At 70.6% G+C, this 12,935-nt stretch carries 14 protein-coding genes; 6 read left to right on the top strand and 8 right to left on the bottom strand.

Annotation, left to right across the window (positions count from 1 at the left end; translation table 11 throughout):
* Positions 1–30: 30 nt before the first annotated feature.
* The 3 genes from ACH4S7_RS27460 to hemL form a co-directional block, all read right to left on the bottom strand.
* Positions 31–1,263 (bottom strand): hypothetical protein, encoded by a 1,233-nt coding sequence (locus ACH4S7_RS27460; protein ID WP_398524252.1) that lies wholly within the window; start codon positions 1,261–1,263, stop codon positions 31–33.
* A 491-nt stretch (positions 1,264–1,754) separates the two neighbouring features.
* On the bottom strand, positions 1,755–2,468 hold the full coding sequence (locus ACH4S7_RS27455) for a histidine phosphatase family protein (RefSeq protein WP_398523986.1): 714 nt from the start codon (positions 2,466–2,468) through the stop codon (positions 1,755–1,757).
* Positions 2,465–3,772, bottom strand: a complete 1,308-nt coding sequence (hemL, locus tag ACH4S7_RS27450; RefSeq protein ID WP_398523985.1) for a glutamate-1-semialdehyde 2,1-aminomutase — start codon at positions 3,770–3,772, stop codon at positions 2,465–2,467. Before hemL ends, ACH4S7_RS27455 begins: the two co-directional genes overlap by 4 nt.
* A gap of 274 nt (positions 3,773–4,046) precedes the next feature.
* Between hemL and ACH4S7_RS27445 the strand changes: the two genes are divergently transcribed.
* The 5 genes from ACH4S7_RS27445 (at position 4,047) to ACH4S7_RS27425 (ending at position 7,455) form a co-directional block, all read left to right on the top strand.
* Positions 4,047–4,604, top strand: a complete 558-nt coding sequence (locus ACH4S7_RS27445) for a hypothetical protein (protein ID WP_398523984.1) — start codon at positions 4,047–4,049, stop codon at positions 4,602–4,604.
* 104 nt (positions 4,605–4,708) lie between these two features.
* Complete coding sequence (locus ACH4S7_RS27440; protein WP_398523983.1) at positions 4,709–5,242, top strand: GNAT family N-acetyltransferase; 534 nt, start codon at positions 4,709–4,711, stop codon at positions 5,240–5,242.
* Between the two features lie 22 nt (positions 5,243–5,264).
* Positions 5,265–5,999 (top strand): Mut7-C RNAse domain-containing protein, encoded by a 735-nt coding sequence (locus ACH4S7_RS27435; RefSeq protein ID WP_398523982.1) that lies wholly within the window; start codon positions 5,265–5,267, stop codon positions 5,997–5,999.
* 166 nt (positions 6,000–6,165) lie between these two features.
* Positions 6,166–6,501: a YnfA family protein gene (locus tag ACH4S7_RS27430; RefSeq protein ID WP_398523981.1), complete on the top strand. Its 336-nt coding sequence runs from the start codon at positions 6,166–6,168 to the stop codon at positions 6,499–6,501.
* A gap of 189 nt (positions 6,502–6,690) precedes the next feature.
* Positions 6,691–7,455, top strand: a complete 765-nt coding sequence (locus ACH4S7_RS27425; protein ID WP_398524251.1) for an SDR family NAD(P)-dependent oxidoreductase — start codon at positions 6,691–6,693, stop codon at positions 7,453–7,455.
* A 7-nt stretch (positions 7,456–7,462) separates the two neighbouring features.
* On the opposite strand, the gene ACH4S7_RS27420 is transcribed toward ACH4S7_RS27425, so the two are convergent.
* From ACH4S7_RS27420 to ACH4S7_RS27400, 5 genes are all read right to left on the bottom strand, one after another.
* Positions 7,463–7,906: a hypothetical protein gene (locus ACH4S7_RS27420; protein WP_398523980.1), complete on the bottom strand. Its 444-nt coding sequence runs from the start codon at positions 7,904–7,906 to the stop codon at positions 7,463–7,465.
* Positions 7,907–8,057: 151 nt separating this feature from the next.
* Positions 8,058–8,288 carry a hypothetical protein gene (locus tag ACH4S7_RS27415; RefSeq protein WP_398523979.1) on the bottom strand — a complete coding sequence of 77 codons (231 nt, stop codon included), beginning with the start codon at positions 8,286–8,288 and terminating at the stop codon, positions 8,058–8,060.
* A gap of 223 nt (positions 8,289–8,511) precedes the next feature.
* Entirely contained in the window at positions 8,512–8,955 is a 444-nt protein-coding gene (locus tag ACH4S7_RS27410; RefSeq protein ID WP_398523978.1) for a hypothetical protein, read from the bottom strand.
* 57 nt (positions 8,956–9,012) lie between these two features.
* Complete coding sequence (locus ACH4S7_RS27405) at positions 9,013–10,242, bottom strand: helix-turn-helix domain-containing protein (RefSeq protein ID WP_398523977.1); 1,230 nt, start codon at positions 10,240–10,242, stop codon at positions 9,013–9,015.
* Between the two features lie 147 nt (positions 10,243–10,389).
* The gene (locus ACH4S7_RS27400; RefSeq protein WP_398523976.1) at positions 10,390–11,583 is read right to left on the bottom strand and encodes an RtcB family protein; all 1,194 of its coding nucleotides are present in this window, start codon (positions 11,581–11,583) and stop codon (positions 10,390–10,392) included.
* Between the two features lie 283 nt (positions 11,584–11,866).
* Here ACH4S7_RS27400 and ACH4S7_RS27395 point away from each other — a divergent pair, with 283 nt between their 5' ends.
* Positions 11,867–12,682 carry a DUF3558 domain-containing protein gene (locus ACH4S7_RS27395; protein ID WP_398523975.1) on the top strand — a complete coding sequence of 272 codons (816 nt, stop codon included), beginning with the start codon at positions 11,867–11,869 and terminating at the stop codon, positions 12,680–12,682.
* Positions 12,683–12,935 lie beyond the last annotated feature (253 nt).

Raw genomic sequence — 12,935 nt, 5'->3', positions numbered from 1 at the left:
GGTGCCCGTAAGACCCCTATAGGACCGTTGTCAAGTGGTCTTAAAGAAAGTGTTCCAGCCACCGGTGGGCGCCTGGCCCACATCGAGGGTGCGGAGCTTGGCCAGTACCCGGGGGTCCTGGACGTCGAGCCAGTCGCAGAACTGCCGGAAGGAGACCAGCCGCACGTCCTTCTTCCCGGCCATGCCCTTGACCGCCTCCTCCACGGCGTCCATATATATACCGCCGTTCCACTGCTCGAAGTGATTCCCGATGAACAGCGGCGCGCGATTGGTCTCGTAGGCGCGGCGGAATCCCTTGAGGTAGGCGCCCGCCGCCTGCCGGAGCCAGCCCGGGTAGTTCTCCGGCGGGGCCTTGGTCGAATTCTTCGACTGATTGGCGAGGATGTTGTAGTCCATCGAGAGCACCTCGAAGGAGCGGCCGGGGAACGGGACCTGCTGGAGCGGGAGGTCCCACAGGCCGAGCCGCCGCTCCGGCCAGATCTGGAGGCCGCCGGGGGAGCTGGCGTCATAGCGCCAGCCGAGCTTCCTGGCCGTGGGCAGCAGCCGGTCCTGGCCCAGCAGACAGGGGGTACGGCCGCCGACGAGCTCCTTGCCGTAGTCGAAGGGCAGCGGGTCGAGGTCGCGGCGGCCGGTGTGGGTGCGCCAGCCGGTCACGAAGGAGACGGCCTGAGCGATCTCGTCCGCCCAGTCGGCGGAGGTCCAGTCGCCGACCGAGCCGGAACCGGCGCAGAAGTGCCCGTTGAAGTGGGTGCCTATCTCATGGCCGTCCAGCCAGGCGCGGCGGACGCACGTCAGGGTGTCCGCTATGTGCGCGTCGGTGAGATAGCCGATGTCGGAGGCGCCGACGGGGTTGTTCGGCGGCCGGTAGCGGGACTTCTGCGACTCGGGGAGGAGGTAGATGCCGGAGAGGAAGAAGGTCATCGCGGCGCCGTGGTCCCGGGCGAGGTCGAGGAAGCGGGGGAAGAGGCCGTTGCCGACCTCCCCCGCACCGTCCCAGGAGAAGACCACGAACTGCGGCGGGGTCTCACCGGGCGCCAGGGGTACGGGCGCGGGCGGCTGGTGGGGCTGGGGTCCGGTGTCGGCCGTGGAGCCGTCGCCCAGCAGCCGGACCGGGCGGGACGACGGGGACGGCGTACCGCTCCCGCCGTGCCCCGCCGCTCCGCCTCGTCCGCCGCCGCCCGCGGTGCCGCAGCCCGCCACGCCCAGCGCCGCCGCGGCCCCGAGTCCCGCTCCCAGCAGGCCGCGCCGGCTGATGTTCCGCAGATCCCGCATCTTCCGCAACCGTTCCCATCCACACGCACCCTCCTTGAGGAGGGCCCCGTCTCCGAACACCGGTGGCACACCGGCCATCAGGTCAGAGGGGATGAGATATGGATGGGTTCCAGGACATGCGGTCATTTTGCCGGATAGTGACATCTTTCCCGAGTGTCCGTTTTTCCGGACGCCGCCGTTCCGAGTGCGCTGCCGTTCCGGGCGCCGCCGTTCCGGGTGCGCCACCTTTCCGGGTGACTGGGACCGGAGCGGCTGGGCCGGAGCCGGTTGGGCCCGGAAGTGGCTGTGCCCCCCGGCCGACCAGGCTCAGAGCCACCAGCCCCCCGAGCCGCCAGGCCCCAGGTGATCAGCCCCTGGGTGACCAGGCCCCGGGTGACCAGCGCCCAGGTGATCAGGCCCCGGGTGACCAGGCGCCGAGTGACCAGGCCCCGGGTGATCAGGCCCCGGGTGACCCGGCGCCCGAGCCGCCAGGCCCCGAACGACTACGCCCCGAACGCCTTCGACTTGCCCTTGACCGGCTTCGCACCGGCGAGCAGATGCGGCGGCACGAGATCCCGCGCGGGCTCGGAGTAACCGACCGAGACGATGCGGTCACCCTCGTAGGTGAAGGTCGTCAGCGACGCGAGAGTGCACTGCCGACGGCGCGGGTCGTGCCAGAGCCGGCGGCGCTCCACGAAGCTCCGGACGACCCAGATCGGCAGTTGGTGACTGACGCAGACGGCCTCATGACCCCGGGCGGCGTCCCGGGCGGCGTTCAGCGCGCCCATCATCCGGACGACCTGCTCGATGTACGGCTCCCCCCAGGACGGGCGGAACGGATTGGTCAGATGCCGCCAGTTGCCCGGCTTGCGCATCGCCCCGTCACCGACCCCGAAGGTCTTGCCCTCGAAGACATTGCCCGCCTCGATCAGCCGCTCATCGGTGGCGAGGCTGAGGCCGTGCCCCTGGGCGACCGGGTCGGCGGTCTCCTGGGCGCGCTCCAGCGGTGAGGCGACGACATGGGTGATGTCCCGGCCCGCGAGGGCATCGGCGACCCGGTCGGCCATCTCCCGGCCCAGCTCGGAGAGGTGGTACCCGGCGCGGCGGCCGTAGAGGACCCCGTCCGGGTTGTGCACCTCGCCGTGGCGCATGAGGTGCACGACGGTCCTGGTGGTGTCGTCGATGCCGGACCCGATGCCCGGGATGTTCGCGGTCATGCCGTGGCCTCCGCTGCGGCGCGGGCGGCGGCGGGCAGCGCGGCGGCGATCCGCTCGATGGCCCGGGAGTCGTGTGCGGTCGAGACGAACCAGGACTCGAAGGCGGACGGCGGCAGATAGACGCCGCCGGCGAGCATCGCGTGGAAGAAGGCGTTGAACCGGAACGCCTCCTGGCCCTTGGCGTCCTCGTAGTTCCGCACCTCGTCCTCAGTGAAGAAGACCGAGAACATATTGCTGGCGGTCTGGAGCCGGTGCGCCACGCCCTCCTTGTGGAGGGCCTCGGTGACCAGCGACTGGATCTCGGCGGAGACCGCGTCGACCGTGTCGTAAGCGGCCTGGTCGAGCAGCCGGAGCTGCGCCAGGCCGGCGGCGGTCGCGATCGGATTGCCGGAGAGGGTGCCCGCCTGGTAGACGGGGCCGGCCGGGGCGAGATGTCCCATGACGTCCGCGCGGCCACCGAACGCGGCGGCGGGGAAGCCACCGCCCATGACCTTGCCGAAGGTCATCAGGTCGGGCTCGACACCGTCCACGCCGTACCAGCCGGCCCGGCTGGTACGGAAGCCGGTCATGACCTCGTCGGAGATGTAGAGCGCGCCGTGCTCCCGGCAGAGGTCCTTCAGACCCTGGTTGAAGCCGGGCAGCGGCGGGACGACGCCCATGTTGCCGGGCGACGCCTCGGTGATCACACAGGCGATCTCGCCGGGGTGGGCGGCGAACGCCTGCCGGACGGCCGCCAGGTCGTTGTACGGGAGCACGACCGTCTCACCGGCCTGGGCGCCGGTGACCCCGGGGGTGTCCGGCAGCCCGAAGGTGGCCACACCGGAACCGGCGGCGGCGAGGAGTGCGTCCACATGACCGTGGTAGCAGCCCGCGAACTTCACGACCTTGGCCCGGCCGGTGAAACCCCGGGCGAGTCTGATGGCCGACATCGTCGCTTCGGTACCGCTGGAAACCAGCCGTACCTGCTCGACGGGGGCGATGCGCGCCACGATCTCCTCGGCGAGGGCGACCTCACCCTCACCAGGCGTTCCGAACGAGGTGCCCTGGGCGACCGCCGCGCGAACCGCCGCCAGGACGGTCGGGTGAGAGTGGCCGAGAATCATCGGTCCCCACGAGCAGACGAGGTCGACGTACTCCCGTCCGTCCGCGTCGGTGAGATACGGGCCGGTGCCGGAGACCATGAACCGGGGCGTGCCGCCCACGGCCCGGAAGGCCCGCACGGGTGAGTTGACGCCTCCGGGCGTCACACGGGACGCGCGGTCGAAGAGCGCCTGCGAAACTGGGGCTTCGTATGAATACGCCACTTTGGTCCTGATCTGCGATTCGGATGGTCGGGCGGCCGGGGCGGATGATCTCGGCCACGGGGGAGGTGGGAGCGTGATCTCCCCGTATTACGGAACGGCGTCACCCTCCTCGCATCTGCGAAACTGGGGCGACACAGGGAAGGCTCACGGAATCCATGGTGTCAGAGGCCACGGTGTTCCTCGCGGACAGGTGTTTCACCAGGCGTTTGCGGGGGAGGTCACTGTCACGATGATCGGATTGCGCGGCGGGGGCTGCGAGTGGTCGGGTGGAGATATGTATCGCGGTGGCGGACTGGGCGAGGGGACCGACGATCTGGGTCCTGAGCCTGCCCGGCGTGGCAAACACCGGCGAGGCGACGCGGACGCCGATGCCACGGGACCCAGGAGCGGCCGAGTGGGGGTGACCTACAAATACTTCGGCGCGCCCAATGGGGCGACGGCGGCCCGGGTGCCGATCTCGATGCGCCCGGAGGAGCTGGGCGGCGACGAGCTCGGCATGGGCGGCCTCTTCACCAAGATCAAGCCGGAGACCATAGCCGCGATGGTGCTGATGGGCATCGAGGGGATGCCGCTGAGTAAGGTCCCGCCGCTGGAGCTGGTGGTGCTGCACCCGGATTACGCGGTGGTGAAGCTGCCGATGACGGTCGTGGATCCGCTCCGGGACATCGGCGAGGAGTCGGTGGGAGCGGCGGCGTTCATCTGGTCGACGGTCCCGGACCGGGGCGGTCCCCGCGACGCCTACAACGTCTACCAGCTCCTGCACGAGTGGCAGGACTTCAGTCACCGGCTGCACGAGGCGGGGCATCAGCCGTACTGCCTGGTCTGGCCGTGAGGACGCGCGGGGCGGCCGGCGCCTGAGGGCGCGGGCGCCCGCCCCCCGCCGGCAGGCCCGTCCGCGAGGGGTGACTGTCAGACCCTTCTCCTACAGTGCGGGACATGGAGATGAACGCGTCGGCAGTACGTCTCGAACCGTGGTCCGAAGACGATTTCGAGCTGCTCCGGGCGGCGAACGCGCCGGAGATGACGGAGTATCTGGGCGGCCCCGAGTCGGCGGAGCAATTGCTCGCCCGGCACCGCCGCTATGTGAATCTGAGCGCCGACCCCGCCGGCTCGGGCAAGGTGTACCGCGTCGTCGCCGTGGAGACCGGGGAGTCGGTGGGCACGATCGGGTTCTGGGAGCAGACCGAAGACGGCCAGGAGGTCTACGAGGCGGGCTGGGGGGTGCTGCCCGCCTTCCAGGGCCGTGGCTTCGCGACGGCGGCGATCCTCGCGGTGGTCGACGTGGCGCGCGCCGAGCGCCGACACCGCTATCTGCACGCCTTCCCCAAGGTGACCAACGGCCCGTCCAACGGGGTCTGCCGGAAGGCGGGTTTCGAGCTGCTGGGTGGCTGCGACATCGAGTACCCCCCGGGCAATCCGATACGGGCGAACAACTGGCGGTTGGACCTGGAGCGCGCGCCCACGAGCTGATCCCTGCTGCCATGCTGACGGGGTGAACGGACCGGAAATCACTCTGAGCGTCGCCCCTGAGCTGCGCGTATTCGTCCCGTCGGAGCGCCGCGAAGGCCGGACGACCCTGGCCACCGACGGCTCATCCACGCTGGGGCACGTCATCGAATCGCTGGGCGTCCCGCTCACCGAGGCGGGCCGGCTGCTGGTCGACGGGGAGCGGGTGCCCGTCTCCCATATCCCGCGCGCCGGCGAGAGCGTCGAGGTGTACGGGGTGGAGCGCCCGCAGCCGGTGCCCGGCGCTCCGCTGCGCTTCCTCCTCGACGTCCACCTCGGCACGCTGGCGCGACGGCTGCGGCTGCTGGGGGTGGACGCGGCGTACGAGAACGAGGACATCGGCGATCCGGCGCTCGCCGCGCTCTCCGCGAAGGAGAAGCGGGTGCTGCTCTCGCGGGACCGGGGGCTGCTGCGGCGGCGGGAGATCTGGGCGGGGGCCTTCGTCTACAGCGACCGGCCCGATGACCAACTGCGTGATGTGCTCAGCCGGTTCGCTCCCGTACTGGCGCCCTGGTCGCGCTGCACGGCGTGCAACGGCAGCCTGCGGGAGGCCGATAAGGACGCGGTCCAGGACCGGTTGCGGGACGGCACCCAGCGGACGTACGACGTGTTCGCGCAGTGCGCCGCGTGTGACCGGGTCTACTGGCGGGGCGCGCACCACGCCCGTCTTGAGGCGATCGTCGCCGACGCGCTCAGGGAGTTCGGCCCGGACTCCGCCTAGCCCGGGGTTCCCTGGTCCTGCTGCCCCGTACCGCACAGCACCACCCGGTGGCTCCCCCACGCGCACGCGGACGGCAGCGGCTGGGCGCCGGGCAGGGGAAGGGAGTCTTTATGATTGCCGGTCGGCCCGGCGCGTCCCCCCGCCCGCCCCATGGCAGGCTGAGCCCATGCTCGTCGCCCGCTCAGTAGCCCTCTTCGTCGTCGCGGCCCTCTTCGAGATCGGCGGGGCCTGGCTCGTCTGGCAGGGGATCCGGGAGCACCGCGGCTGGATCTGGATCGGCGCGGGCGTGATCGCCCTCGGTGTCTACGGCTGCGTGGCGACGCTCCAGCCGGACGGCGACTTCGGCCGCATCCTGGCGGCCTACGGTGGCGTGTTCGTCGCCGGCTCGATCGCCTGGGGCATGGTCGCGGACGGCTATCGGCCGGACCGCTGGGACGTCATCGGCGCGCTGATCTGTCTGGCGGGCATGGCCGTGATCATGTACGGCCCGAGGGCCCGCTGAACCCTCCGGCGCCCGGGGACGCCCGAGAGCCGGCCGACCCTCCCGCGCCCGGGCGCCCGATGCCCCCGCCGCCCCTCCCGCACCTGGGGGCGGAGAGGCTCGCGGCCCGCGCGCCCCGATGCCTATCCTGACCGCTTGACCAACCACCCACCCAGCCACCCAGCCACCCACGAGAAGCAGGAGCAGGACATGACCGCCGCTGGCACCCCCGTCGCCGTCATCACCGGAGCCAGCAGCGGCATCGGGGCCGCCACCGCGCGGCAACTCGCCCACGCCGGTTTCCGGGTGGTCCTCACCGCTCGCCGCCGGGACCGGATCGAGTCGCTCGCGGCGGAGCTGACCGACGCGGGCCACCAGGCCACGGCCCAGGTCCTCGATGTCACCGACCGGGCCGCCGTGGACGCCTTCGCGGCCGGCCTGGACCGCTGCGACGTCCTCGTCAACAACGCGGGCGGCGCCCTCGGTGCGGACCCCGTCGCCACCGCCGACCCCGCCGACTGGCGCCGGATGTTCGAGGTCAACGTCCTCGGCACCCTGCACACCACCCAGGCCCTGCTCCCCGCCCTCACCGCCAGCGGGGACGGCACCGTCGTGGTCCTCACCTCCACGGCCGGCCACGGGACGTACGAGGGCGGCGCCGGCTACGTCGCCGCCAAGCACGGCGAACGGGTCCTCGCCGAGACCCTGCGCCTGGAGATCGTCGGCACTCCGGTGCGGGTGATCGAGATCGCCCCCGGCATGGTGAAGACCGAGGAGTTCGCGACGACCCGCTTCCGCGGCGACACGGAGAAGGCGGCGAAGGTCTACGCGGGCGTGGCCGAACCCCTCACCGCCGACGACGTCGCCGACACGATCGCCTGGGCGGTCACCCGCCCGTCCCATGTGAACATCGACCTCCTGGTGGTCCGCCCGCGCGCCCAAGCCTCCAACACCAAGGTGCACCGCGAACTCTGAGCCCGGTTCAGTTCCTGCGGAGGGTGAGGGTGCCGGTGAGCACCGTCGTGCACCGGAGGTAGGTGTCGATGGCGCTCTGGTTCATCCCGGCGAAAAGCGCTCCGAACCCGACGATGAGTTCGACGCGGCGGGTCCGGCCGACGACGCCCTGCCAGTGCGGACCGGGGGCGGGAACGCGCATCATGACGTCGGGGTGCCCGTAGTCGAGCGCGGTGAACCGGTGATTGACGACGAGCCGCCCCGCGCTGCTGACCTCGTCGGAGCCGAGCCCGAGCCCGTGCGCGAGCCCCCGCAGGGCCCGTTCAATACCGGCCGTGCTCTGCCCGGCCCGGCTGACCCCGGGGTGCCCGATGAGGAGGTACGCGGTGGCCCTGTCGAGCCAGGTGGACGCGACGACCTCCGCGACGAAGTCGGGGCCGGGGCGTAAGGGCAGTTGGGTGTGGTGATCCATGGGGGCTCTCCCTGGAGCGGACGTACGGGGACGATCGCGCCCTGTTCACAGCGTGCAAGCGGCCCCGGTCCGCCCATGACGGGGACACGGAACGAACCGGGGCGCGCAGCCCCCGCCCGCAGGTCGGCGCGGCGCCTGCGGACGGGGCGGTTCAGTGGGGTGGCCGACCCTCCGGCCCGGACGTGAGAGCGGCGGCGATCCGGTCCGCCACATCCGGCCTGAAGACACCCAGATCGACATAGGCGCCGCCGGACGCGGTCACGATCGGCCGCACCGACCCCCACACCCGCTCGGGGAATCCGAGCCAGGCCAGCGCGGATCGCAGGGCCTCCGCCGACTCCTCCGCCCGAGCGAGCCGGTCTTTCCACACCTGCATGTCCATCAGCCACCGTGCCCGGAGTGCCTACTGATCTCCACGCTGCAATCCGTGGCCCGCGAAAAGTCGCCGATGCTCAGGGCCCCCGTGCGCCGCGCGGCGAGATCCGCGCACACAGCGCACCCAGCGGCGGGCACCGGAGGCACCAACGGCAACGAGAGTTCGACCGGAGGCCCCATGCCGGTCGTAGTGGTGGGGAATGAGCCGGGCCGGTACCGACCGGGGGCCGTCACGGCGTTTCCCCGAGTCGGCGTCGGCACTCGTCGAGGATGCGTCCGGACTGGACGTGTACGACTTCCACGTCAGCCAGAGTCAGGATCACGATGGCCTCGCAGGCACCGCCGTCCGTGAAGTGCACCCGGAGCGGTAGAGCCCCCTGTGCACTTCGGTGGTCGTAGACCAGTTCCTGCTGAGGCGGGAACGTCGCGTGGCTGACCGTGGGACGCACGGGGCGCAGCGTGGTGCCATCGCCGGAGGCGGACCACTGTCGGCCGCCACCGGGCGGACGCAGGTGGTAGCTGGCCGTGTCCTCGCCAGGGACAGCGACCACTACACCGACACACGCATTCCGTGCGGTATCGGTGGCGAGGTCGCCGAGTTGCGGGTGAAAGGCGGCCTCCACGCCTAAGAGGGAGACTCGCAGGGACCGTTCAGAGGATGGTGGTTCCGTCATGTCCCGAGACGGTAGGGATCATTCCGAGGCCCTATATGAACCGGAGGAATTCCGCCCTCAACCGTCCAGATGGAAGCGGTCGGACATCCGCCGCAGCTTCTCGCGGGCGGCTGTCCGCTCGGCGTAGACGATGCTCCGCAGCGTCGACCGTGCGATGGGATGGTTGCGGACGATCTGAGGCGCGAGACGCTCGGCCCTCTCCAACTCGGTCAGAGCCCGCTCACGGTTCCCGTCCCACATCCAGGCGCGCGCCAGATCCATGAAGTGATGGCCTTGCCGGGAGCTGGGTAGCCCGGCGACCAGTTCAGGGCTGGTGCGGTGGTTCATGGCCAGCGCCTTGCCCTGCTCCCGGGTCTCCAGCGCCACGCTGATCGCATGGATCTGCACATTGCCCGCCGAGAACTTCACCGCGTGGCGATCGAACACCGGCGGCCCGGTGTACTCGGCCAGCCGGTCGGCGGCGGCTCTGGCATGGTCGATCCGGTCGTCGGCCTGGGAGGAACTACCACCTCGCCCCGCCGATACGGCGGCACGGAGCTGGAACGCTCCCCATGCCCGTACGGCCAGCGGCTCACCCTGCTCGTACCCCTGTTGCACACTGGCGATGGCCTGGTCGGACAGAGTGATCGCGTCCGCCCAGTCGGCGGTGGTCCACATGTCTCGTACCCGCATCCAGTCGGCCACTGCGGGCAGAACCGGATCGCCGGACAACGGCGCGGCCCAGGCGGCGCGCTCACATGCCATGGTGACCAGTTCGCGATGGCCGAACGCGTGCGCGGTGTTGTGAGCGTGCTTGCAGCACAGGGCATAGACCCCGTACGCCTCCTCGCGCTCACGGCCAGCGGAGACCTCGATCAGGGCGCGGGACTCACGGAGCAGATCCGGCAGGGTCTTCAGCAGTGCCACCATTGCCGCCGCATCACTCAGCCGGTGCAGCCGGGTCGTCTCCTGCCAGAGCTTGGCCGCTGGACGTGGGGTTCCTTCGAAGACCGGCACAAGGTCGTAGCGGCGCAGTTCCCGCAGCACCGCCAAGGCAGCGACCTGCCATTGGTTCTCTTCCGGCGAGTTGCTGAACGGACGCCCGATCAGGTCATTCGGATGCACATGCAGCTCAGTGGCCAGCAGATTGAGCAGACTGACACGGTCCAGTTCGATCCGGCCTCGCTCCATCTTCGAGACCCAGCCCTGAGTCCTGCCCATCGCGGCGGCAAGGTCAGCCTGCGCCATTCCCAGGCGCAGCCGCGCCCGGCGCGCCCGCCGACCGATCTCCTCAGCTTCTTCCAGCATCAGGACACCTCCTGCCGTGGAGGGACCTACCGCCACCCGACTATCGGCAACACGGCGCGGCCCCGTCCAGTCAGACTTCGTCCTCTGAACGGTACTCACACCGAACGATCGAGGCGCCACCCTCACCAACTTTCACCAGCGTCCGTCTCACCCCTTGACGCAGATGACCTGCTTCAGCTTCGCGACGACCTCCACCAGGTCCCGCTGCTGGTCGATGACCTGTTCGATCGGCTTGTACGCGGCCGGGATCTCGTCCACCACGCCGGAGTCCTTGCGGCACTCCACGCCCCGGGTCTGCTCCTCCAGGTCCTGCGTCGTGAACCGCTTCTTCGCCGCGTTGCGGCTCATGCGGCGGCCGGCGCCGTGGGAGGCGGAGTTGAAGGAGGCCGCATTGCCCAGGCCCTTCACGATGTACGAGCCGGTGCCCATGGAGCCGGGGATGATGCCGTAGTCACCGCTGCCCGCGCGGATCGCGCCCTTGCGGGTGACCAGCAGGTCCATGCCGTCGTACCGTTCCTCGGACACGTAGTTGTGGTGGCAGGAGATGACGGGCTCGAAGGTGACCCGCGCCTTGCGGAACTCGCGGCGGACCACTTCCTGGAAGAGGCCCATCATGATGGCCCGGTTGTTCTTCGCGTACTCCTGCGCCCAGAACAGGTCGTTGCGGTAGGCCGCCATCTGCGGGGTCTCCGCGATGAAGACGGCCAGGTCGCGGTCGACCAGGTTCTGGTTGTGCGGCAGTTTCTGGGCCTCGCCGATGTGGTGGTCGGCGAGTTCCTTGCCGATGTTGCGGGAGCCGGAGTGGAGCATCAGCCAGACCGCGCCGGACTCGTCGAGGCAGAACTCCACGAAGTGGTTTCCGGAGCCGAGGGTGCCCATCTGCTTGGCCGCCCGGTCGCGGCGGAACTTCACCGCGTCGGCGACCGTGTCGAACCGGCTCCAGAAGTCGTCCCAGCCCGCCGTGGGGAGGCCGTAGACCCGGCCGGGGTCGATCGCCTCGTCGTGCATCCCGCGGCCGACCGGGATCGTCTGCTCGATCTTCGAGCGGAGCCGGGAGAGATCGCCCGGGAGGTCGTTGGCCGTCAGCGAGGTCTTCACCGCGGACATGCCGCAGCCGATGTCGACGCCCACCGCGGCCGGGCAGACCGCGCCCTGCATCGCGATCACGGAGCCGACCGTCGCACCCTTGCCGAAGTGGACGTCGGGCATCACGGCCAGGCCCTTGATCCAGGGCAGCGTGGCGACATTCTGAAGCTGCCGCATCGCCTGGTCCTCGACCGACGCGGGATCGGCCCACATGCGGATGGGGACCTTCGCCCCCGGTATCTCCGTGTACGACATAATTCCTCATTCCCCCGAAAAGCCTGAGAAGGCTCCCAAAGCCAGTGAAGCGCAAAACCGGTGTCAATGCCCGCGAAAGACCCAGCGGATCGACATCGACGGCAGTGCGTGCGATAGACATTGTGTCCATCGGCCGCCAATACGCGGCAACAGCTTTTCCGCTCGAAGGGAGTCTGGGACCGTGCAACGCAAGGCGTCGGCAGCCCACCCAGCGGCACCAGGGGTACCGGAGGCAGCACCGGCCCCGGAGGCGTCCGTGGCGCCGAGGCGCCGGCCTCATCCGGTGAAGCCGCTGGCACCCGGCGTAACGGCGGTGCTGCTCGCGCTGCTGGTCACCGGCTGCACCACCGACACCGGTGGCGAGGGCGCCACCCCCGACTCCAAGGCGGGTCCCGGTGCCAAGTCCGTGGCCCAGCCGGGGAAGTACCGCAACCTGCTCGAACCCTGCGGCTCGATCGGCCGCTCCGTTCTGAAGGACCTGCTGCCCGGCGCCAATGAACTCCCGGGCGACCAGCAGGGGAAGGTCCTCCGGGGCACCGCGGCCAGTACGTACGACACGGACCGCCGGGTCGGCTGCGACTGGAAGGCCGACTCCCCGGACGCCTCCCACAGCCTGAGTCTCGACTTCGAGCGCGTCGTGTCCTACGACAGCTCCGTGAGCGACGACGACCGGGCCCAGGAGGTGTTCTCGAAGAAACAGGTCGCCGCCGACCTCCCGGCGCCGCCCTCCACCGAGTCCGCGTCCCCGCCCGCGTCGGGCAGTCCCTCCGGAGGCCCATCCGGGAGCCCGTCCGGCGCTCCGTCGCCCGGTGGCTCGGACACCTCGGACCCCGCCGCCGATGACGACGAGGGGCTGGATCCCCGGGTCCTCGACGGACTCGGCGACGCCGCCTTCCTGAACGACGTCCTGGGCGCCGCCGGCACCGGATCGACCGCTCAGCGCCGTACGGTCAGCGTGGTGTTCCGCACATCGAACGTCATCGTGACGATCGTCTACACCGAGCAGTCCGGCCGGACGACCGAGGTCCCCGACAGCAAGGAACTGCAGGAGAAGGCCCAGAGCGTGGCCCGGAACCTGGTCCGCCGCTTCACCGCCTGAGGGCCCCCGCGGAGCCCCCCGGCGCCCGGTCCGCATCCCGGCGACGGACACCCGCCGGGGGCCACGTCCGCGTACGGTGGCTTCGCCGCCAAAGGGGCGCGCGGGGGTCGAAAGGGAGAACGCGCGGAGGTCCCGAGGAACGAGGGACCGAGCACGATCGACCGTCGGCGCACGCTCACAGCGCCCCGGAGGCGAACCGAGCCCCCGGTGACCCCGGGTGCGCGGGGCCCGAGCCCCCGGGGAGCCCGTACGA

The sequence above is a fragment of the Streptomyces sp. NPDC020965 genome (assembly GCF_044333555.1).
Taxonomy (GTDB): Bacteria; Actinomycetota; Actinomycetes; order Streptomycetales; family Streptomycetaceae; genus Streptomyces.
This window is presented reverse-complemented; position numbering and strand designations above follow the sequence as displayed.

Bases quoted from the DNA above. Each gene is read 5' to 3' on its own strand.
- ACH4S7_RS27455 (WP_398523986.1), bottom strand. From the start codon at position 2,468: ATGACCGCGAACATCCCGGGCATCGGGTCCGGCATCGACGACACCACC.
- ACH4S7_RS27445 (WP_398523984.1), top strand. From the start codon at position 4,047: ATGTATCGCGGTGGCGGACTGGGCGAGGGGACCGACGATCTGGGTCCT.
- ACH4S7_RS27440 (WP_398523983.1), top strand. From the start codon at position 4,709: ATGGAGATGAACGCGTCGGCAGTACGTCTCGAACCGTGGTCCGAAGAC.
- ACH4S7_RS27430 (WP_398523981.1), top strand. From the start codon at position 6,166: ATGCTCGTCGCCCGCTCAGTAGCCCTCTTCGTCGTCGCGGCCCTCTTC.
- ACH4S7_RS27425 (WP_398524251.1), top strand. From the start codon at position 6,691: ATGACCGCCGCTGGCACCCCCGTCGCCGTCATCACCGGAGCCAGCAGC.
- ACH4S7_RS27420 (WP_398523980.1), bottom strand. From the start codon at position 7,906: ATGGATCACCACACCCAACTGCCCTTACGCCCCGGCCCCGACTTCGTC.
- ACH4S7_RS27415 (WP_398523979.1), bottom strand. From the start codon at position 8,288: ATGGACATGCAGGTGTGGAAAGACCGGCTCGCTCGGGCGGAGGAGTCG.
- ACH4S7_RS27410 (WP_398523978.1), bottom strand. From the start codon at position 8,955: ATGACGGAACCACCATCCTCTGAACGGTCCCTGCGAGTCTCCCTCTTA.
- ACH4S7_RS27405 (WP_398523977.1), bottom strand. From the start codon at position 10,242: ATGCTGGAAGAAGCTGAGGAGATCGGTCGGCGGGCGCGCCGGGCGCGG.
- ACH4S7_RS27400 (WP_398523976.1), bottom strand. From the start codon at position 11,583: ATGTCGTACACGGAGATACCGGGGGCGAAGGTCCCCATCCGCATGTGG.